Here is a 19,775-nt window from a genome sequence, read left to right as displayed (position 1 = left end):
AGCTCTCCGGCTCAGCCCTGGACGGATTCTTCGCGGTTCACGGGTGCCAGCAGCTGTCGGCGCAGCTTCTCCGGACTCTCCGGGTCCATCCCATGCTCAAGCAGATAGGCCTCGACACCGTTCTCGCCGTGCTTTCCCTCGATGGAGTCAAGGATTTTGGCCATGAGTTCCGGCGGTGCCGCTGTTGCGGTCTCGGCGAGGTTGCCGGAGATGCCGGCATCGGCGAAGTTTCTGACGATGTTCTCGAGGAATCCTTCCGAGAGGTGCTGGGAAGTGATCGCGTATTCCTCGAGGATCTCGTGTCGCCCGACGCCGAGGAGGGTCTGGATGAATGCGGCGACCACTCCGGTCCGGTCCTTGCCGGCAGAGCAGTGGAAGACGACTCCGCCTTCGCAGCTCTGTGCAACGACATCAACGGCCTTGGCCAAGCGAGATCCGAAATGATTGATCATGAGTCGTAGATCTTGCTCAACGAGCGATCGGACAGGTCCATGCCGGTCGCTTCGGCGGCTTTCTTCATCTCCTCGCGGCTGAGCTGCTTCGCGGGAAAGAAATGGTCGTCGAAGATCGGCAGCTCGATGTGCTCCACATCGAGCCCATCGAGTGCATCGGGCAGTTTAGACCGTTCCCCGACGTCACGCAGATCGACGACGGTTCTGATTCCGAGCGCTCTGATGTCGGCTCGCGACCTGTCGGTCAGTTGGGCAATACCGTCGGACCGGAAGACCTTCCCATATCCGACGGTCGTATCTCCCGCCGAGGTGGGAGTTCCTCCGATGTCGCGGAAATTGAATGTGCCTTCGATGTCGATGCGATCCAAGCTCACTGATTATCGTCTTTCTGCTGCTTCTCTTCGGTCTTGATTCGGCGGTACTCGCGTTCGACGTCTTCGAGCTCAGGCATCTCGTCGTCACGGCTGTCCTCCCCGAACGCCAGGGGGTGACGCCGTATGAGCTTTTCCTCGAGGCCGTCGATGATGAGTCCCAGCGTGTGGCCGTAGGGAGCTGAACCGCTCTCATCCAGCAGGGCCGAGTGGAAGAGGACCTGGTAGAAGACGTCTCCGAGCTCCTCGACAACGGCCGCCCGGTGCGCAGGACTCGCATCGCTGCGGTAGTCTTCGAGCGCTTCGATGAGCTCTTCGGTTTCTTCGCGCGCATACTTCTCGAGACTTCCGTGGTCCTGCCGGCTCGACCAGGGGCACCGGCGACGCAGAGTCGCCATCGCCTCGATCGCTCCCTGCGTCTGTGCCGGGGTGACTCCGGTGGTCCCGGCCTCGGGGACATCAGCGCTCGAGGTGTCGTTCATGTCCCATGCCCTTGACTGCTCCACTGCCGTGCCGCCTTCCGATTCCTCACTGGTCCAACCAAAAGAATGACCCCCACCGCAGGTGCGATGGGGGCCGAATTCCTCATTACTTGCTGAACTTGTCCTTGACGTCTTTGCCGAGGTCCTTGACCTTCTCGCCAACTTGCTTGGTCTTGCCTTTGAGCTGATCGGCAGACCCTTCAGCTTTGAGCTCGTCGTCGCCGGTCATGTCGCCGACGGTCTCCTTTGCTTTGCCGGAGAATTCTTCAGCCTTGTTGTCGAACTTGTCGTCCAAACCCATGGTGGCTCTCCTTAAGTCGTCCGGTACGTCTGTACCCGTATTCGCACTCTACGCTAGCAAGAACGGTCGAATGTGAACTTTCAGAATACGTGCAGATCGCCCTCGCGTCGATCATCGAAGATCCAGGTCTGAGACCTCGCCGCGATCACACTCCGGCATCGACGACCTCGGAGGCCACGACCGGAACGATCGCATCGAGGAACTGGTGGGCCCACCGCAGGATGTCGGAATCGGTCATCTCCTTGGCGTCGAAGCCGCTGCCGGACATCGGCTTGGGTACGAGCACCGACCTGATCGCCGGCTTCAGCAGAGACTTCGGGTAGAGGCGTTTGAGCCGTACCACCTGCGAATCCTCAAGTTCGAGCGGACCGAAGCGGACGAAGTTGCCCTGCACAACGACGTCTTGATGCCCGAGGCCTTGGCTCTGATCCGCAGCCTGGCGACATCGGCCAGCACACCCACGGACTCCGGGTAGGGCCCGTATCTGTCGACGAGCTCGTCGAGGACTTCCTGCAGTTCGCTCTCGTTCGTCGCGGCGGCCAGCTTCCGATAGGCCTCAAGCCGCAGCCGTTCATGGGCGACGTACTCTGCCGGCAGATGTGCGTCGACGGGCAGCTCGATGCGCATATCGGCCTCGGGCTCGGTGTCCTCCCCGCGGAAGTTGGCGACGGCCTCCCCCACGAGCCGCACGTAGAGGTCGAATCCGACTCCTTCGATGTGTCCGGACTGCTGGCCCCCGAGGAGGTTGCCCGCACCGCGGATCTCGAGGTCCTTCATGGCCACCTGCATGCCGGCTCCAAGCTCGGTGTGGGCAGCCAGGGTCGTCAGCCGGTCGTGAGCTGTCTCCGTGAGTGTCGTGTCCGCCGGGTAGAGGAAGTAGGCGTAGGCACGTTCCCTGCCGCGACCCACACGGCCGCGCAGCTGGTGCAGCTGCGAGAGACCGAAGCGATCAGCATGATCGATGATGAGGGTGTTCGCGTTGGCGATGTCGATGCCCGTCTCGACGATCGTCGTGCACACGAGCACATCGAACTTCTTCTCCCAGAAGTCGACGATCACCTGTTCCAAGCGGGTCTCATTCATCTTTCCGTGCGCAATGGCGATACGCGCTTCGGGAACGAGTTCGGCGATGTGACCGGCCACGGCCTCGATGTCCTTGACCCTGTTGTGGATGTAGAAGACCTGACCTTCGCGCATCAGCTCACGACGGACGGCGGCCTTGATCTGCTTGTCCTCTTTCTTGCCCACATAGGTCAGGACAGGGTGACGCTCTTCAGGGGGCGTGGCCAAGGTCGACATCTCGCGGATGCCGGTCACCGCCATCTCCAGTGTGCGTGGGATCGGGGTCGCGGACATGGCGAGCACGTCCACATTCGTGCGCATCGCCTTGAGCGTCTCCTTGTGTTCGACGCCGAAGCGCTGCTCCTCGTCGATGATGACCAGGCCCAGGCTCTTGAACCGCACCTCGCCGCTGAGGATCCTGTGCGTGCCGATGACGAGGTCGAGTTTGCCTGCGGCCAGGTCCTCTACGACCTTGTCCGACTCCTGCTTCGTCTGGAAGCGGGAGAGCGCACCGACGGTGACGGGGAATCCCGAGTAGCGCTCGGCGAAGGTTTCCAAGTGCTGCTGCACGAGCAGCGTCGTGGGCACGAGCACGGCGACCTGTTTACCGTCCTGGATCGCCTTAAATGCCGCACGGACTGCGATCTCGGTCTTTCCGTAGCCGACGTCGCCGCAGATCAGACGGTCCATTGGGACTGCCTTCTCCATGTCGCCCTTGACTTCGTCGATGGTCGTGAGCTGGTCGGCGGTCTCCACATAGTGGAAGGCGTCCTCGAGTTCACGCTGCCAAGGGGTGTCGGGTCCGAAGGTGTGGCCAACTGTGGCCTGGCGAGCGGAGTAGAGGCGGACGAGTTCGCCCGCGATCTCCTTGACGGCCTTCCTGGCCTTGGCCTTCGTCGTCGACCAGTCGGCGCCGCCCATCTTGTTCAGGCTCGGGCTTTCCCCGCCCACGTAGCGGCTGACCTGGTCGAGTGCGTCGCTGGGCACGTACAGGCGGTCGCCGGGCTGTCCACGCTTGGCCGGGGCGTATTCGAGGATGAGGTACTCACGAGTGTGCTTGTTCGGGCCCTTGCCCGTCGTCCGCTGCGTCATCTCAACGAATTTGCCGACACCGTGCTGGTCGTGGACCACGTAGTCCCCGGGCGCCAGGTTGAGCGGGTCCACCTGGTTGCGTTTGCGCCGAGTGGGCAGGCGACGCATGTCCCTCGTCGAGGTGGCGGCTGCGCGTCCGAGCACATCGGCTTCGGTGAGGACGGCCAGTTTGAGGTCATCGAAGACGAACCCGCCGAAGGGTGCGGCGGTGGTGACGGTGACCAGCGCCTCGGGGAGGTCATTCGGGTCATCGACGAAGGTCGCCGGCACTCCGGCTTCCGAGAACACCTCGACCATGCGCTGGCCCGGCCCCTGGCCTTCGGTGAGGACGAGGATGCGCCACTTGTCGTGGATGAGTCCCTTGACGTCGGTGAGGATCGCTTCGACGTCGCCGGCATATCCTCGAGGTGCCCGAGCCGGGACGGGGAACAGGTTCTGGGTGGGTGAGACGAGTTCTTCATCGGTGGAGAAGCCGCCGAGCTCCCACCAGGCCAGACCGATGAGGCGAGCGCCCTCCTCCATCTCCTCCATCGTCCGGAATGTCGCTGCGGACAGATCGATCGGGGATTCGCCGCCGGCAGCCGCCCCGGACCACGCGGCCTCAAGGAATTCGTTCGTCGTCACAACGAGGTCGGCGGCCCTGGCGTGGACTCGTTCGGGTTCGGTGATGATGATCTTCGTGGCTGCGGGCAGCAGGGCGATGATCGGCTCCATGCCATCGGCCAGCACAGCAGACAGCGATTCCATGCCTTCGACGGCGACGCCGCCGGCGATCTTGTCGAGCATGTCCGAGGCGGCCGGCAGCGTCTGTGACAACGCGGCCGCGCGTTCGCGGATGGAGTCGGTGAGCAGGAGCTCACGGCAGGGCGGTGCCGAGAGAGTCAATGGCTGAGCATCCGCCTCGGCGGGAATGGACCTCTGGTCGCTGACGGAGAACTCGCGGATCTCGTCGATCTCGTCACCGAAGAATTCGATGCGCAGGGCATGTTCGTCGGTCGGTGGGAAGATGTCGACGATGCCGCCGCGAACCGCGAACTCACCTCGGCGGGAGACCATGTCCACTCGTGAGTAGGCCAGTTCGGTCAGGCGTTGGGAAAGCTGGTCGATCTCGTATTCGTCTCCGACGCCCAGTTCCACCGGCTCGATGTCTCCGAGCCCCTTGACCAAGGGCTGCAGGAAGGCGCGGACCGGGGCGATGATGAAGGCCAGGTGTCGGTCCGGGCTGGGGTGGGCCAGGCGGTGCAGGATCTGCAGGCGCTGCCCGACGGTGTCGGAACGAGGTGAGAGCTTTTCGTGTGGGAGAGTCTCCCAGCTGGGGAAGATCGCGATCGAATCTTCGGCCACCCAGTCCGCCAGCGACCGGGCCAGGTCCTCGGCCTCACGGGTCGTGGCCGTGACGATGAGCTGTGGTGCCGAGGTGGTCGAGCCGGAATCGGCGGACACGAGCGTTCGGCGCAGGATCGATGGCCACAGTCCCCTGATCGCATCGATCGTCCCACCGGTGGTCTCCGGGTCGTTGAACGCTGAGACGAGGTCAGTGATGGTGGGGTTCTGGCGTGTGAGATCGAGTCCATTGAGCACCATGCAATTCTAAGCCACGGGCCGGACACGAGAAACGACAACGCCTGTGCTCCGCACTCTGCGCGCGCGGACGTGTGAAGATGAGAGTATGTCTTACCGCGCTCTGTTCGCATCTGTGGCGGCCGCGACGCTGCTCCTGTCAGGATGTACCGCTGAAGAAGAAGAAATTCCCCAACCCGATCGTTGGGATTTCCACAGCAGACCCGACCTCAACCCGCCGCAGATCGACATCGACGTCACCTCTCCCCCACCGAAGGAAGAGAAGGACCTCACGACGTTTATCGCCCCCAAGGGGCAGACCGCCGCTGATGAGGAGTCATGGGTCGGCGGGCTCATCCTCGACTCGGCCGGAGAGCCGGTCTGGGCGCGGCAGGGTTCGGGACAGATGTGGGACTTACGGGTCCAGGAATACCAGGACGAACCGGTCCTCACCTGGTGGGAAGGTCTGGCGCAGACCCCTGAAACGGCAGGCGAGGTCGTCATGCTCGATGACAGCTACAACGAGATCGCCCGGGTCGGCATGGGTGGGGACCTGGCGCACAAGACCTCGGATCTGCACGAGACGACGATCACCGACGACGACACGATGCTTCTCCTGTCCTACATCAAGACCCAGACGGATCTCAGCTCTGTGGGAGGTGCGAAGGACGGCTGGGTCTGGGAGGGAGTCGTCCAGGAGGTCGACATCGCCACCGGCGAACCCGTGGTCGAATGGCGGACTCTCGATGACGTTCCCGTCGACCAGACGGAGTCGAAGCTCAAGGACGGCGAAGGCACCGAGGAGGAGCCGTTCGACTACATCCACCTGAACTCGGTGTCCGTCGACGACGACGGGAAGTCTCTGCTCGTCTCTGCCCGCAACACGCACGCGATCTATCAGCTCGATCGCAAGGACGCTGACCTGCAGTGGGTGCTGGGCGGATCCGCCAGCGACTTCGAGATGGGCGAAGGCGCGGCCTTCGCCTGGCAGCATGATGCTCAACGCCGCGATGACGGCAAGATCACTCTCTTCGACAATCATGCCGCACCCCGCCTCGGCGATTCCCGGGGGTTGCGCCTTGACGTGGACGAAGAGGCGAAGAGGGCCACGGTCGACACCGAATACCCGGCTCCTGATGATCGTTCCTCGGGAAGTCAGGGCAATTTCCAGGAGTTGGACAATGGCAACGTGTTCATCGGCTGGGGTTCAGAACCGTACTTCTCCGAGTTCACCAACGATGGCAAGCTGCTCTACGACGCGACGTTCACGGGCGGCTCGAACTATCGGGCCTATCGCTTCGACTGGCAGGCGACCCCGTCGGCACCGCCGACTGCGACGAAGTCCGAACCGGGCGAGGGCATCACACGCGTGCATATGAGCTGGAACGGAGCGACCGAGGTCGCGGCCTGGCGCATCCTCAGCGGTGACAGCGAGGAACAGCTGACAGAGACTGCGGTCGTCGACCGAGAAGGCTTCGAGACCGCCGCCGATGTCACCCCCACCGGTTCCCGGATCGTCGTCGAGGCGCTGGATGAGAACAAGGAGGCGATCGGCAGCACAACGGTGGAGTGAAGCCCCCCGAGATCTCAAGACTGTAACGGGCCTAACGGATCGGACACGATTGTCTCCGCGCCCCGGTTCTTCGGCGTTCTCCAAGCTTCATCACCCACAATTGAGACATGAGTTCCGACCAGTCCCCTCGCTTCACCTCCGCAGAATCCCAGTTCATCTTCGGCAACGATTCAACCGCCTCCGATTCCCCCAGGTCAGGCGGCCACACACAGGCAGGCTCGCCCAAGGTCGCCAATCTGCGCACAAGCGTCAGCCGCGATCATAGGCTCGCGCGTTTCGTCCCCGTCATCGCCCTTTTGGCGCTCATGTGGGTGATTGAGATCATCGACACCCTCCTGCCTGCTGATCTCGATATGCTCAGCCTGCAGTCCTGGAACCCGCTGTCGCTCTACGGAGTGGTGACCTCTCCCCTGCTGCACTCGGGATTCGGCCATCTCACGGCCAATACGTTCCCGTTCCTCATCCTCGGCCTGTGCATCGCCGTTGAGGGCCAACGTCGATTCTGGCTCGTCACCGCCATCACAGCAGTGGTCTCCGGTCTCGGCGCCTGGCTGACGACTCTGCCGGTCGGACAGCACATCGTCGGTGCCTCAGGCATCGTGTTCGGGTTCTTCGGATACCTGGCGGTGCGCACCTGGTTCACCGATGACATTCTCCGCAAGATCGTCTACTTCGCCCTCGGCTTCTTCGTCTTCATCACCTTCGGCGCATCGATGATCTTCGGGATGCTGCCCCAGGACAACGGGATCTCCTGGCAGGGTCATCTCTTCGGCTTCGTCGGCGGCGTCCTCGCCGCCTGGATCATCCACCGCAAGCGTCAGGGTGTCACTTCAGGGAAGGCACCGACTGCCCAGCAGTGACCGTCACTGTCATTTCGAGTGGTATTTGAGTTGGACCTTCTCGAGTCCCTCAACGATGTACATCTCCACAGCATCGGCGATATCCGAGATGAAGATCGGCAGTGTTGCGCGTTCGTCCTTGGAGAAGGGCTTGAGCACATAGTCGGCGGTGTCCTGGCGGCCCAGAGGCCGTCCGACGCCGGCGCGGATTCGGGGGTAGTTCTTCGTCCCCAGCGCCGAGGTCATTGATCGCAGTCCGTTGTGTCCGCCCTCTCCCCCGCCGACCTTGGCCTTGATGGTGTCGTAGGGGATGTCGACATCATCGTGGACGGCGATGATCCGGTCGGTGTCGATCGAGTAGAAGTCGGCGAGCTGTCTGACCGGCCCGCCCGATTCGTTCATATAGCCCGTCGAGGTGGCCAGGACCACTCGCGGTCCGGGAACGCCGGGGATCGAGCCTGTCGGCAGTCGGGATGTGCCGACGTTGGAGCGCAGCTTCGTGCGGGTGAGATTGACGCCGATGCGGTGTGCGAGTTCGGCGATGACCATCTGCCCGATGTTGTGTCGCGTCGTTTCGTATTTGGGGCCGGGATTGCCCAAGCCGAAGACCAGCCATGCTTCGTTCGTCATCGTCGTCCTTCGCTCGTACTGTGTCCGTGCCCATCGAGGTCGCCTGAATGGTCAGGAGCCCCTGTTTGTTCCGTGTCTGCGAATTCCTTCGTTCCTGCGAAACGAATTCGGTGGGCCGTTTCGTCAACGACCCACCGAATTCACAGCTCAGGCTGCGCCCATCATGCAGGCGCATCCGCAGAAGCCGAGGTCACTCGTCCTCGGTCTTCTCCTCTGCTTCGCCTTCTGTAGCTTCTTCGCCCTCTGCAGCTTCCCCGGTGGTCTCTTCTGCATCAGACTCGGTGTCCATCTCGGCCTCTTCCGAGACGTTGACGACGAGCATCTCAGGATCGGCGGCAAGCTCGATGCCCGAAGCCAGTTCGATCTGTCCGGCCAGAACGTGCTCACCGGCGGCGCGGCCGTCGATGGTGACCTCGATGTACTCAGGCAGCTTGGTGGCGTCGGCCTTGATGAGGATGGTCGACTCTTCCTGCTGAACCATGGTGCCCGGTGCGGATTCGCCGATGATGTGAACGGGAACGTCGACCTCGACCTTTTCGCCGCGCTTGACGATGATGAGGTCGAGGTGCTCGATCTCACGTGTCACAGCGTCGGTCTGCACGTCGCGGGCGATGGCGAGAACGTTCTTGGCACCGTCGGTGCTTTCGATCTCGAACAGGGCGTTGGCGTGCTTGAGTGCCATCATGGTGGCGTGGCCGTCAATCGAGATGTGCACAGGGTCTCCGCCGTGTCCGTAGACGACTGCGGGGATACGTCCCGCGCGGCGGGTCCGGCGGGCAGCGCCCTTGCCGAATTCGGTGCGGGGTTCGGCGATGAGTTTGAAGTCAGCCATTTTCTCTCCTTCGTGGTGTCCTTATCTTGCAAGCACCACGGCGAAACAGCCTTCAACCGCACTGTCGCTGCTCGATTCGGCCGCGATGGGCCGGTCAGCGCTGTGGGTCAGGACCGCGTCGATAACGGAAACATGTGTTTCCCTCGCCGAGGCAACCCCATCATTCTAGTTCACCGTCACCGATGGCACCAAGTCGGGACACCACCGCCGTCGCGCAGGCATCGATTCCGGTCTCGGTGAGCAGGATGTCGTAATGGTTCGTACCCGGCACGTCGATGACTGCCATCTCCTCCCACCGCTGCCGGTAGGCGGCCACGAGCTCAGGTGGGTAGAGTCCCGGCTCGGATGCGACGAGGTCACGTTCGGCGAAGAGGAACGTCACCTCGGCCTGGCGTCGCTGACTGCTCATCACCGCCGCCAGGGAGTTGTGATAGGCGCCCCCGGAGTACATGTCGGCGAAGTCGGCCTGCATCGCCTCGACTGGGGTGGAGGGTTGGAAGCTGTGATCGTCCTTGGCGGCAAGGTCGTAGACGAAGCTCTCCGTGGCCACGGTGTCGAGCCCGTCGACGAAGGCCGGGTGCGCGGCGAAGAAGGCGAGGTACTCCTCGACCGAGCCGAAGGACATCGACAGCCTCTCGGCGGCCGGACCGAGGACCGGGGCGATGAGATCATCGGTGTCCAGGTCCTGGTCGTAGAGATCATCGAGCGCTTGCGAGCCGCTGCCGCTGCCTGCCTCCGGCACGGACAGCGGGAGTCCCCCGTCGATGAGGACAGGTCCGCGGAAACGGTCGGCCACCTCGGCGTCGGAATCGACCCCAGCGCCCATCCCGGCCAGGGTCATGGCGACGAAGCCGCCCATGGAATGTCCGACCAGTGTGACCGGACCGGGTTCGGCGAAGGTGTCGATGGCGGTGAGGACGTCTTCGGCATGGGCCTTCATCCCGAACGGTGGGCCCAGCAGATGGGAGTCGGCGCGTCCGCGCAGGTCGGGGCCGATGATGCGCACCCCGGGCAGCGCTGAGACCAGACCGGCGAAGAACAGATGGTTCGAGGTGATGCCGTGGATGACGCACACGGTGGGGACGCGGCCGGGCTCGAAGGCCACCGGTTCCCAGACGCCGACGGACAGTTCGCCGCCGGAGACGCTGACTCGGTACCGATTGTAATCGTGGGACGACATCGTCACGGTTCCCTTCACTCTGTTGTCTCCAGTGTAGAGGGAACCTCCCGAGGCAGAACGAACCCCGAGCCGAAAGATCGGCTCGGGGTTCGAATCAGATGAAGCGTCGGCGGAAGGTACCTCAGACCTCGAAGAGGCTGGTGACCGATCCGTCTTCGAAGACCTCGTGCACGGCGCGGGCGATCAGCGGAGCGATCGAGAGCACGGTGAGCTTGTCGAACATCTTGTCCTCGGTCAGCGGCAGCGTGTTCGTCACGATGACTTCCTGCGCCACGGAGTTCGACAGGCGTTCGACTGCCGGGCCGGAGAACACTGCGTGCGTCGAGACCACGATGACTCCGGTGGCACCGGCGGCCATGCAGGCATCGGCGGCTTGGACGATGGTTCCGCCCGTGTCGATCATGTCATCGACGAGGACGCAGGTGCGGCCCTCGACCTCACCGACAACGCGGTTGGCCTTGGTTTCGTTCGGACGTGTGATGTCGCGCGTCTTGTGGATGAATGCCAGGGGCACTCCACCCAGCGAGTTCGACCAGTTCTCGGCGACCTTGATGCGACCGGCGTCGGGTGAGACGACGGCGAGGTCGCCGGGGTACTTGTCCTTGACGTAGCCGGCGAGGATCGGCATTGCGATGAGGTGATCGACCGGTCCGTCGAAGTAGCCCTGGATCTGCGCGGTGTGCAGGTCGACGGTGATGATGCGGTCGGCACCGGCCGTCTTGTACAGGTCGGCCACGAGACGGGCCGAGATGGGCTCACGTCCGCGGTGCTTCTTGTCCTGACGGGCGTAGGGGAAGAACGGTGCGATGACCGTGATCCGCTTCGCTGAGGCGCGCTTGAGAGCGTCGACCATGATGAGCTGTTCCATCAGCCATTCGTTGATGGGCGCACTGTGCGACTGCAGGACGAAGACGTCGCAGCCACGGACCGATTCGGAGAACCGGACGTAGATCTCTCCATTGGCAAAGTTGTAAATGTCGGTGGGGAGGAGCTCCGTCCCCAGGTTCTCAGCGACTTGTTCAGCGAGTTCGGCGTTCGCACGCCCACTGACCAGGACGAGCTTCTTCTCGCCTGCTGTCGTTATTTCATTCACTTGCCGGTTCCCCTTCAGATGCGGCCTCGGCTGCCTGCGCTGCAGGTGTGCCGGGGCGGTTGCTGACGACCCAGCCCTCCAGGTTACGCTGTGGCGCCACGGTTATGGCAAGCGCTCCCGCAGGGACATCTTTGCGCACTGTTGTGCTCGCACCGGAGTAGGCGCCGTCGCCTACCGTGACAGGGGCGACGTACATATTGTCCGAGCCCATGCGTGCGTGCTTTCCGACGACGGTGCGGTGCTTGTTGACACCGTCGTAGTTGACGAAGACCGATGCGGCACCGATGTTGGAGCCCTCACCGATCTCGGCGTCGCCGACGTAGGACAGATGCGGCACCTTCGCGCCCCGTCCGATGTCGGCGTTCTTCGTCTCCACGAAGGTGCCGATCTTTCCATCCTCGCCGAGGTTGGTCCCAGGTCGCAGGTACGCGAACGGTCCGACCTTGGCTCCGGGGCCGACGACGGCCAGTTCCGAATGGGTGCGCACGACCTGTGCCCCGGCACCCACCTCGGTGTCCTTGAGGGTCGAGTCGGGACCGACCACGGCAGCGGAGGCGATGTCGGTGGCACCGAGGAGCTGAACACCGGGAAGGATGGTGACGTCCTCACCCAGAGACACGTCCATGTCGATCCAGGTGGTGTCGGGGTCGATGATGGACACACCGGCGCGCATCCACTTCTCGCAGACGCGACGGTTGAGTTCCTTGCCGAGGTTGGCCAGCTGCACACGGTCGTTGGCGCCCTCGACCTGCCACAGATCCTGGGTGGCCGTGGCGGCGACGGAGTGACCGGCGTCGCGGGAGAATCCGATGACGTCGGTGAGGTACTTCTCGCCCTGGGCATTGTCCGTGGTCAGTGAGGCGAGACCGTCGCGCAGTGCCGCAGCGTCGAAGGCGTAGATGCCGGAGTTGATCTCCCGGATGCTGCGCTGGTCGTCGCTGGCGTCCTTCTGCTCGACGATGCGCAGCAGTGAACCGGAGGCGTCGCGGACGATGCGTCCGTAGCCGGTGGGATCGTCCACCTCGGCGGACAGGACCGTGACGGCATTGTGGGAGGACTCGTGGACCTCGACGAGGCTGTTGATCGTGTCTGCGGTCAGCAGCGGCACATCACCATAGGTCACGACCACGGTGCCGGAGAGATCCTCGGGCAGCTGGGTCAGTGCGCACTCGGTGGCGCGGCCGGTGCCGGGGACCTCATCCTGATCGGCGATGAGAACGGTCTGCGTCGAATTGATCGGCAGTGATTCGAGATGGGAGACGAGCTGGTCACGCTCGTGCCTGACGACCACGACAAGGTGTTCCGGGGTGGCACCTGCTGCCGCCGAGATGGAGTGGTGGAGCAGGGATCGGCCGCCGATCGGGTGCAGGACCTTCGGCAGGGTCGACTTCATACGGGTGCCTTGGCCAGCGGCCAGAACGATGACGGCGGTAGGTCGGGTCTGCGACATTCTAGAATCCTTCGCAAGTCGGATTGGGCCAGCTCCGCCCATAGGATTCGAACCTATACTGCACGGCTCCAAAGGCCGGCGTGCTGCCATTACACCAGGGCGGAACAGCGTGCGCCAGTAGAGGGCCCGCGCTCACGAGACACCATCATGCCACTACGATGAACCGTATGGAAATTCTTCGCGAGATTTTAGTGGCCCTGCATCTGATCGGAATGGCGATCATCGTGGGTGGATATTTCAGCCTCATCCGCTCCCCCAAAGTCGCTCCCGGCATGCTGCACGGCTCCTATTTACAGCTGATCACCGGGATTCTCCTGCTCGGCCTTGCCGAGATGGGTGACGGCGAGGTCAATCACATGAAGATGGGCATCAAGCTCGTCATTGCGATTCTCGTCACCGTCTTCGCATTCATCGGCAACAAGAAGCAGAAGGCCTTCGCCTCCGGCACTCTCAATGGTGCTCCCGCGGGAGCCGGCGCCGATGCAGCAGTGGCGACCGGAGTGAAGAATCCTTCGGCGACGATGGCGCATCTGGTCTTCGCCGGAGCGATCATCAACGTCCTGGTGGCCGTCTTCGTCCACTGATCGTCACCTCTCACCATTCGCCGAGGCGGCCTCGTACCGATCACCAGATTTACGGTGATCGGAACGGGGCCGCCTCTGTGTTCGGCCTTCACCTCTTTTCCCTGCGTCAGCGCCGGACGGTATCGTTGATCCGGACATGACTGCTGCAGCTGAAAACATCGAAGAAGCCACGCCGGGAGCCGACTCACGTGCGGCCGAACTCCTCACCGGACTCAACCCACGACAGCGCGAGGCCGTTGCCCACACCGGGTCACCACTCCTCATCGTGGCGGGTGCCGGTTCGGGGAAGACGACGGTTCTGACCAGGCGCATCGCCTATGCGTTGGCCACCGGTCGGGCACACCCCGGTGAGGTCCTGGCGATCACGTTCACGAACAAGGCCGCCAAGGAGATGGCCGAGCGTGTGCGCTCCATCGTCGGTCCCGCTTCGCGTGCCATGTGGGTCTCGACCTTCCACTCCTCGTGCGTGAGGATCCTCCGCCGGGAGGCGAAGGTGCTGGGCATGAAGTCCAACTTCACGATCTACGATTCCCAGGACGCGCAGCGGCTCGTGTCCCAGATCCTCAAGGAACTGGGCATCGACACGAAGAAGTACACCCCGCGGTCGATGCTGCACCGAATCTCCAATCTCAAGAACGATCTGCAGACACCCGATGACTTCATACCCCGGGCGAACAATCCTGCCGATGAGGTTCTTGCCGATGTGTTCAAGCGCTACACCTCCCGTCTGCGCCTGGCCAATGCCTTCGACTTCGATGACCTCATTTCTGAGACCGTTCACCTGTTCGGAGCCTTCCCCGAGGTGGCCGACTTCTACCGCCGACGGTTCCGACACATCCTCGTCGACGAGTACCAGGACACGAACCCGGCCCAATATGCCCTGATCAAGGCGCTGGCCGGCGATGGGGCCGGCGGCGCCACCGGTGCTGAGCTGACGGTCGTCGGCGATTCAGACCAGTCGATCTATGCCTTCCGCGGGGCCACGGTGCGCAACATCATGGAGTTCGAGAAGGACTTCCCCAATGCGGAGACGATTCTGCTGGAGCAGAACTATCGCTCCACGCAGAACATCCTCGATGCCGCGAACGCTGTGATTTCGAACAATCAGGATCGCAAGGACAAGAAGCTGTGGACCTCGGAGGGCACGGGCGAAACCATCGTCGGCTGGGTGGCCGAGAACGAACAGGCCGAGGCCCGCTTCATCGTCGACCGGGTCGACGAGCTCATCGACAATGAGAAGTACACCTACGGTGACTTTGCCGTCTTCTATCGCACCAACGCCCAGTCACGTGCCATCGAAGATGCCCTGGTCCGCTCGGGCATCCCCTATAAGGTCGTCGGCGGCACACGGTTCTACGAGCGCAAAGAGATCAAGGACGCCCTCGCGTATCTGCGTGTGGTGGCCAACCCGGATGACGATGTGAATCTGCGGCGCATTCTCAATGTCCCCAAACGCTCCATCGGCGATCGCACCGAGGGCATCGTCGCGGACTTCGCCGATCGTGAGGGCATCAGCTTCTACACGGCCCTGGGGCGCCTTGATGAGATCGTCCACCTCTCTGCCCGCGCGAAGACCTCCGTGGCGAAGTTCTACGATCTCATGCGTGACTTGGCGGCCACCGCGGAGGCGGCTCCGCTCTCGCGTGTCATCGAAGCGATCCTCGAGCAGAGCGGCTACCTCGAGTCGCTGCAGAAGAGCACCGACCCGCAGGACGAGTCCCGGGTCGACAACCTCGCCGAGCTGGTGGCCGTGGCCGAAGACTTCGTCGCGACTCGGGCCCTGGCCGATGCCGCAGACGACGAAGACGCCGATGATGCGGACGCAGAATCAGCCGAGACCGACTCAAGCGCTGCGGTCGACGAAGACTCTTCAGCCGACGACGGCGATGCGCGCGACAGCACCGACGACGCAGGCGCAGACGCTGCGGATGAGGGCCTCGATGCTCCTTCCGCCGGCGGTTCATCGATCGAGGCCTTCCTCGAGCAGGTGGCACTGGCCTCCGACACCGACCAGATTCCTGATGCCGAGCTCGGCCAGGTCACGCTCATGACCCTGCACACGGCGAAGGGACTGGAGTTCCCGGTCGTCTTCCTCACCGGACTCGAGGACGGCGGCTTCCCCCATGCCCGATCCTTCGAGAACCCCAATGAGCTCTCCGAGGAGCGGCGTCTGGCCTATGTCGGTCTGACCCGGGCCAGGCAGCGCCTGATTGTGACTCGTGCCGAGACACGCAGCATGTGGGGCCAGCCGCAGTACAACCCGCCCAGCCGGTTCCTGTCCGAGATCCCCGAGAGCCTCATCGAATGGGAGAACACCGGCACCTTCTCATCCAGCATGGGCGGCGGCTTCTCCTCCGGCGGCTACGGCGGAGGAAGCCTCGGCGGCGGCTACGCCAGCTCACGCAGCGGCGGATTCGGCTCTTCACGTGGATCGAGCAGGTCCTCTGGTTCACGCTCAGGATCCGCGAACTCCTCGTCACCTGTGGCCGGTTTCCCGAATCGGATCCGACCCAACCGAGAGGTCATCACCGTGTCGGTGGGAGAGAAGGTCTCACACGAGTCCTTCGGGCTGGGAACAGTGACGGAGGTCAACGGCGTCGGTGACAAGACGGTCGCGGTCGTCGACTTCGGCTCCTTGGGCACGAAGCGCCTCCTGCTGCGCTACGCCCCCATCGAGAAACTGGGCTGAGGACATAAAAGAAGCGCCGAGGTGAAATGAAATTCACCTCGGCGCTTTTCCATGCCGGACGCGGCGATGGAATTAAAAGTCACTCATTGCCAAGTTTTCCGTCGACTCCGTCGCGACCCTGGTTGATCTGGTCTTCGAACTTGCCGCCGGTCTTGTCATTGGCGAAGTCAGTAGCCTTATCCAGACCCTGATCGCTGAACTCTTCACCCTTTTCGCTATTCACGGCGTCCTTGGCTTTGTTTGTAAGATCGTCGAGTCCCATACTGTCTCCCTTCAATGGAAAAGGTTCTTGCGAACCTTCTTACACCACTCACCCTGCCACTTATTCCGCTTCGGTGTAACCGAAGATTCCCGTTTCTCAGGGAATGCACAAAGTAACCGATTCTGTGAGCTCGGTAGCTTCAGCGCGACTCCGGGACGACGAACGCCAAAGCCACGAGAACCACAGCGAAGATGAGGCCGGTGGCGATGTCGACGGTCTTCGATCGATTGGTCCAGACCTCGGCCCAAGGTTCGGGCATTGCGCGCATCATCGCCAGTCCCGCCGGCACAACTGCCAGCACGATCGCACCGAGATGGAAGTCGATGAGGGTACATGCGGCGGCGATCAAGATTCCCAGCAGGCAGCCCAGAAGAACCCAGTCGCGCAGGACAGGGTTCGCGTAGCGCCGTTTCCAGTAGATCCAGCGCTTGGCGATCGGGCCGCGCCCACGCCTGGCATGGCGTGGGTGGGCCTTCACCTTCTCAGTGGAAGAAATGGCGGCTCCCGGTCAGGTACATGGTGATCCCCGCCTTCTCCGCGGCTGCGACGACCTCTTCATCGCGGATGGAGCCACCTGGCTGCACAACCGCGCTGATGCCGGCATCGAGGAGGATCTGGAGTCCGTCGGCGAAGGGGAAGAACGCGTCCGAGGCGGCCACTGCGCCCGTTGCCCTCTGTTCACCGGCGCGCTCGACGGCCAGCTTCGCGGAGTCGACACGATTGACCTGGCCCATGCCCACGCCCACAGAGGCACCGTCCTTGGCCACGAGGATTGCGTTGGACTTCACTGCCCGGCAGGCCTTCCACGCGAATTCCAGGTCGGCGAGCACCTGTGGTGCAGCGGCCGGGCCCGCGGCCAGCGTCCAGTTCTCCGAAGCATCTCCCTCGGCCTGGAACGCGTCGCGGTCCTGGACGAGGAATCCGCCGGTGATCGGCTTGATCTCAGCAGGTGCGAAGTCGACGTCACCGAGTTCGAGCAGACGCAGATTCTTCTTGCTCGAGAGCAGCTCCAGCGCTTCGGCTGAGAATGAGGGTGCGGCCAGGCACTCGGTGAAGATCGGCTTGATCGAGGCAGCCAGCTCGGCGTCGACCTCGCGGTTGGTGGCGATGACGCCGCCGTAGGCCGAGAGAGGGTCGCATTCGTGGGCTGCCTTGTGGGCGGCGGCAGCGGTGTCGGCCAGCGCGATTCCGCAGGGGTTGGCGTGCTTGATGATCGCCACGGCGGGACGGTCGAAATCGAAGGCGGCGCGGATGGCGGCGTCGGTGTCCGTGTAGTTGTTGTAGGACATGGCTTTGCCGCCCAGCAGCTTCGCACCGGCGATTCCGCGAGTTCCGTCGGAGTACACGGCTGCAGCCTGGTGTGGGTTCTCGCCGTAGCGCAGGTCGGTCAGCTTCTCCCCCGTCACCCCGGCGAATGCGGGCTGCCCGGCAGACTGAGTTTCCTCAGCGGATGCGCCGTCGTCAGCACCGGAGGCGATCTCGGCGGCGAACCAGGAGGCCACAGCCGTGTCATAGGCGGCGGTGTGGGCGAAGGCGCGGGCGGCGAAGCTGCGCCTGGCCGCGAGATCGAAGCCCTGTCCCTGGGCCGCTTCAATGACCGCGGGGTAGTCGCTGGGGTCGGTGATGACGGAGACGCTTGGGTGGTTCTTCGCCGCTGCCCGCACCATGGACGGCCCGCCGATGTCGATCTGCTCCACGCAGTCGTCGAAGCCGGCGCCGCTGGCCACGGTGTCGGAGAAGGGGTAGAGGTTGACGATGACGAGGTCGAATGGCTCGATCTCGAGCTCTTCGAGCTGGCTCATGTGGTCCGATTTGCGCGAATCGGCCAGAATGCCGGCATGGACCCGCGGGTGCAGGGTCTTGACCCGACCTTCGAGGCATTCGGGGAACCCGGTCAGCTCTTCGACCTTCGTGACCGCAGCACCCGCCTCGGCGATCTTCGCTGCTGTCGAACCGGTGGACACGATCTGCACACCGGCGGCGTGCAGTCCGCGGGCCAGGTCCTCCAATCCCGATTTGTCGTAAACGCTGACGAGCGCTCTTTTGATCGCGCGGGTTCCTGTCACAAGTCCTCCTTGAAGGCTCGATTGCCGTTTCGTGCGGTTGGTGAGTGGGTCAGACTGGGGACGCCGAGGTGGCATATCCGCTGACATGCCGTCCCTCGATGATGAGGTCATGGTGGGCAAGGTGAGTCAGGAGCCGTACGAGCTCGGCCCGCTCCTGGGTCTTGATTCGTTCGTGCACCGTGCCTTCCGTGTCCGCGTCGCTGACGGGGACCGCGAACTGGGTGATGATCGGGCCCGTATCGACTCCTGAGTCGACGAGGTGGATGGTGCCGCCGGTGATGCGCACACCGTGGGCGAGGGCATCTCGCACCCCATGCGCGCCGGGGAATGCCGGCAGCAGAGCCGGGTGCGTGTTGATGATGCGATTGTGGAAGGCCGCGATGAACGTGGGCCCCAGGATCCGCATGAACCCGGCCGAGATCACCCAATCAGGAGTCAGGTCTGCGACGGCGTCACACAACTGGAGGTTCCAGTCCTCGCGGCTTGCACAGTCCTTGGGCCGGACGACGAAGGTGGGAATCGAGTGGGCATTCGCGCGGTCGAGAACACCTGCCGTCTGCGAGTCCGAACCGACGCCGACGATCTCGACTCCATGCTGCGCATCTGCAAACGCGTCGATGACTGCCTGTGTGAGGGTACCGGAGCCGGATGCCAGAAGAACGATGCGCACAGACCCATTCTAACGTTTGTATCTTCGCTTGTCGGTCAGGGCACCAGAATACGGACTCTCTCTGCCGTCAAGGCTTTTGTCAGTGGACTATGACAAACTATTCGTGTGACGTCACCAAACAATACTGAAGAGAAGAGCGCGCCCACTCCCGAAGAGGAGAAGCAGGCCGCACCCGCTCGACATGGCCTGGTCCTGATCCTCCTGATCCTCGCCTCGGTCCTGACGTTCACGTATCCGCTGCCGTTCAAGGTCGCGGCCATCGGTTTCGCCATCGCCGCTGTCGTCTGGGCGATTCGCTACATCGTCGCCGTCGTCAGGACGAAGCAGAAGCGCAACATGTCCCTGGGCATTCTGGGTGGCCTGCTCGCCCTCTACCTCATCTTCTCGACGATGTCGTCCGTCGTCCTCTGGCCGGTTCAGTCGAAGTATGAGGAATGCGTCCGTGATGCCATCACGCAGCAGGCCCAGCTCTCATGCACAACGGAGTACCAGACCGGACTTGGCGACTGGTTCAAACAGCTCACCGGCCAGGAACCGCCCGGCACGAACTGAGGCATCCCCGCTCGTGGTTCAGGCACCGCCCGTGG

The 19,775-nt window shown here is 63.2% G+C and carries 16 protein-coding genes, 1 tRNA gene and 2 pseudogenes; 5 read left to right on the top strand and 14 right to left on the bottom strand.

Annotated elements, in window-relative coordinates:
• Positions 1-11: 11 nt before the first annotated feature.
• The 4 genes and pseudogenes from PGC08_RS06730 to mfd form a co-directional block, all read right to left on the bottom strand.
• Positions 12-826 (bottom strand): annotated as a pseudogene (locus PGC08_RS06730) (tyrosine-protein phosphatase).
• Positions 823-1,305, bottom strand: a complete 483-nt coding sequence (locus PGC08_RS06725) for a MazG nucleotide pyrophosphohydrolase domain-containing protein (protein WP_096158488.1) — start codon at positions 1,303-1,305, stop codon at positions 823-825. Before PGC08_RS06725 ends, PGC08_RS06730 begins: the two are co-directional and overlap by 4 nt.
• 106 nt (positions 1,306-1,411) lie before the next feature.
• Positions 1,412-1,606 carry a CsbD family protein gene (locus tag PGC08_RS06720; RefSeq protein ID WP_271709800.1) on the bottom strand — a complete coding sequence of 65 codons (195 nt, stop codon included), beginning with the start codon at positions 1,604-1,606 and terminating at the stop codon, positions 1,412-1,414.
• A gap of 145 nt (positions 1,607-1,751) precedes the next feature.
• A pseudogene (gene mfd, locus PGC08_RS06715) lies at positions 1,752-5,344 on the bottom strand (transcription-repair coupling factor).
• 85 nt (positions 5,345-5,429) lie between these two features.
• Here mfd and PGC08_RS06710 point away from each other — a divergent pair.
• Positions 5,430-6,893 (top strand): arylsulfotransferase family protein, encoded by a 1,464-nt coding sequence (locus PGC08_RS06710; RefSeq protein ID WP_009884005.1) that lies wholly within the window; start codon positions 5,430-5,432, stop codon positions 6,891-6,893.
• A 107-nt stretch (positions 6,894-7,000) separates the two neighbouring features.
• Entirely contained in the window at positions 7,001-7,753 is a 753-nt protein-coding gene (locus tag PGC08_RS06705) for a rhomboid family intramembrane serine protease (RefSeq protein ID WP_271709799.1), read from the top strand.
• A gap of 9 nt (positions 7,754-7,762) precedes the next feature.
• Here the strand turns inward: PGC08_RS06705 and pth are convergent, their stop codons facing one another.
• The 6 genes from pth to PGC08_RS06675 all read right to left on the bottom strand — a co-directional run bounded on the left by pth (position 7,763) and on the right by PGC08_RS06675 (position 13,021).
• Positions 7,763-8,362, bottom strand: coding sequence for an aminoacyl-tRNA hydrolase (gene pth, locus PGC08_RS06700; protein ID WP_009884007.1), 600 nt, complete (start codon positions 8,360-8,362; stop codon positions 7,763-7,765).
• 190 nt (positions 8,363-8,552) lie between these two features.
• Positions 8,553-9,194, bottom strand: a complete 642-nt coding sequence (locus PGC08_RS06695; RefSeq protein ID WP_271709798.1) for a 50S ribosomal protein L25/general stress protein Ctc — start codon at positions 9,192-9,194, stop codon at positions 8,553-8,555.
• Between the two features lie 160 nt (positions 9,195-9,354).
• Positions 9,355-10,392 (bottom strand): alpha/beta fold hydrolase, encoded by a 1,038-nt coding sequence (locus PGC08_RS06690; RefSeq protein WP_009884009.1) that lies wholly within the window; start codon positions 10,390-10,392, stop codon positions 9,355-9,357.
• A 103-nt stretch (positions 10,393-10,495) separates the two neighbouring features.
• Complete coding sequence (locus PGC08_RS06685; RefSeq protein ID WP_009884010.1) at positions 10,496-11,467, bottom strand: ribose-phosphate diphosphokinase; 972 nt, start codon at positions 11,465-11,467, stop codon at positions 10,496-10,498.
• Positions 11,460-12,917, bottom strand: a complete 1,458-nt coding sequence (glmU, locus tag PGC08_RS06680) for a bifunctional UDP-N-acetylglucosamine diphosphorylase/glucosamine-1-phosphate N-acetyltransferase GlmU (RefSeq protein WP_271709797.1) — start codon at positions 12,915-12,917, stop codon at positions 11,460-11,462. The genes PGC08_RS06685 and glmU overlap by 8 nt, the downstream gene beginning before the upstream one ends.
• 32 nt (positions 12,918-12,949) lie before the next feature.
• Positions 12,950-13,021, bottom strand: a tRNA-Gln gene (locus PGC08_RS06675).
• 63 nt (positions 13,022-13,084) lie between these two features.
• Between PGC08_RS06675 and PGC08_RS06670 the strand changes: the two genes are divergently transcribed.
• Entirely contained in the window at positions 13,085-13,501 is a 417-nt protein-coding gene (locus PGC08_RS06670) for a hypothetical protein (RefSeq protein WP_009884012.1), read from the top strand.
• A gap of 136 nt (positions 13,502-13,637) precedes the next feature.
• Positions 13,638-16,190 carry a UvrD-helicase domain-containing protein gene (locus tag PGC08_RS06665; RefSeq protein ID WP_193101963.1) on the top strand — a complete coding sequence of 851 codons (2,553 nt, stop codon included), beginning with the start codon at positions 13,638-13,640 and terminating at the stop codon, positions 16,188-16,190.
• A 79-nt stretch (positions 16,191-16,269) separates the two neighbouring features.
• On the opposite strand, the gene PGC08_RS06660 is transcribed toward PGC08_RS06665, so the two are convergent.
• The 4 genes from PGC08_RS06660 to purN form a co-directional block, all read right to left on the bottom strand.
• Positions 16,270-16,452 carry an antitoxin gene (locus PGC08_RS06660; RefSeq protein WP_009884014.1) on the bottom strand — a complete coding sequence of 61 codons (183 nt, stop codon included), beginning with the start codon at positions 16,450-16,452 and terminating at the stop codon, positions 16,270-16,272.
• Positions 16,453-16,591: 139 nt separating this feature from the next.
• A complete protein-coding gene (locus PGC08_RS06655) occupies positions 16,592-16,930 on the bottom strand; it encodes a hypothetical protein (RefSeq protein ID WP_009884015.1) in 339 nt (112 codons plus the stop codon).
• Positions 16,931-16,934: 4 nt separating this feature from the next.
• Positions 16,935-18,518: a bifunctional phosphoribosylaminoimidazolecarboxamide formyltransferase/IMP cyclohydrolase gene (purH, locus tag PGC08_RS06650; RefSeq protein ID WP_271709796.1), complete on the bottom strand. Its 1,584-nt coding sequence runs from the start codon at positions 18,516-18,518 to the stop codon at positions 16,935-16,937.
• A gap of 49 nt (positions 18,519-18,567) precedes the next feature.
• Positions 18,568-19,188 carry a phosphoribosylglycinamide formyltransferase gene (purN, locus tag PGC08_RS06645; RefSeq protein ID WP_101556636.1) on the bottom strand — a complete coding sequence of 207 codons (621 nt, stop codon included), beginning with the start codon at positions 19,186-19,188 and terminating at the stop codon, positions 18,568-18,570.
• A gap of 105 nt (positions 19,189-19,293) precedes the next feature.
• Between purN and PGC08_RS06640 the strand changes: the two genes are divergently transcribed.
• Positions 19,294-19,740, top strand: coding sequence for a hypothetical protein (locus PGC08_RS06640; protein WP_271709795.1), 447 nt, complete (start codon positions 19,294-19,296; stop codon positions 19,738-19,740).
• Positions 19,741-19,775: the final 35 nt, after the last annotated feature.

Origin of the sequence: Brevibacterium sp. BDJS002 (assembly GCF_028201555.1) — a bacterium.
Classification (GTDB): domain Bacteria; phylum Actinomycetota; class Actinomycetes; order Actinomycetales; family Brevibacteriaceae; genus Brevibacterium; species Brevibacterium aurantiacum.
This window is presented reverse-complemented; position numbering and strand designations above follow the sequence as displayed.

What these genes read in the sequence shown, in the direction of transcription:
- PGC08_RS06665 (WP_193101963.1), top strand. Translation starts at nt 13,638, where the DNA reads ATGACTGCTGCAGCTGAAAACATCGAAGAAGCCACGCCGGGAGCCGAC.
- glmU (WP_271709797.1), bottom strand. Translation starts at nt 12,917, where the DNA reads ATGTCGCAGACCCGACCTACCGCCGTCATCGTTCTGGCCGCTGGCCAA.
- PGC08_RS06670 (WP_009884012.1), top strand. Translation starts at nt 13,085, where the DNA reads ATGGAAATTCTTCGCGAGATTTTAGTGGCCCTGCATCTGATCGGAATG.
- PGC08_RS06705 (WP_271709799.1), top strand. Translation starts at nt 7,001, where the DNA reads ATGAGTTCCGACCAGTCCCCTCGCTTCACCTCCGCAGAATCCCAGTTC.
- PGC08_RS06660 (WP_009884014.1), bottom strand. Translation starts at nt 16,452, where the DNA reads ATGGGACTCGACGATCTTACAAACAAAGCCAAGGACGCCGTGAATAGC.
- PGC08_RS06720 (WP_271709800.1), bottom strand. Translation starts at nt 1,606, where the DNA reads ATGGGTTTGGACGACAAGTTCGACAACAAGGCTGAAGAATTCTCCGGC.
- pth (WP_009884007.1), bottom strand. Translation starts at nt 8,362, where the DNA reads ATGACGAACGAAGCATGGCTGGTCTTCGGCTTGGGCAATCCCGGCCCC.
- PGC08_RS06725 (WP_096158488.1), bottom strand. Translation starts at nt 1,305, where the DNA reads ATGAACGACACCTCGAGCGCTGATGTCCCCGAGGCCGGGACCACCGGA.
- PGC08_RS06695 (WP_271709798.1), bottom strand. Translation starts at nt 9,194, where the DNA reads ATGGCTGACTTCAAACTCATCGCCGAACCCCGCACCGAATTCGGCAAG.
- PGC08_RS06710 (WP_009884005.1), top strand. Translation starts at nt 5,430, where the DNA reads ATGTCTTACCGCGCTCTGTTCGCATCTGTGGCGGCCGCGACGCTGCTC.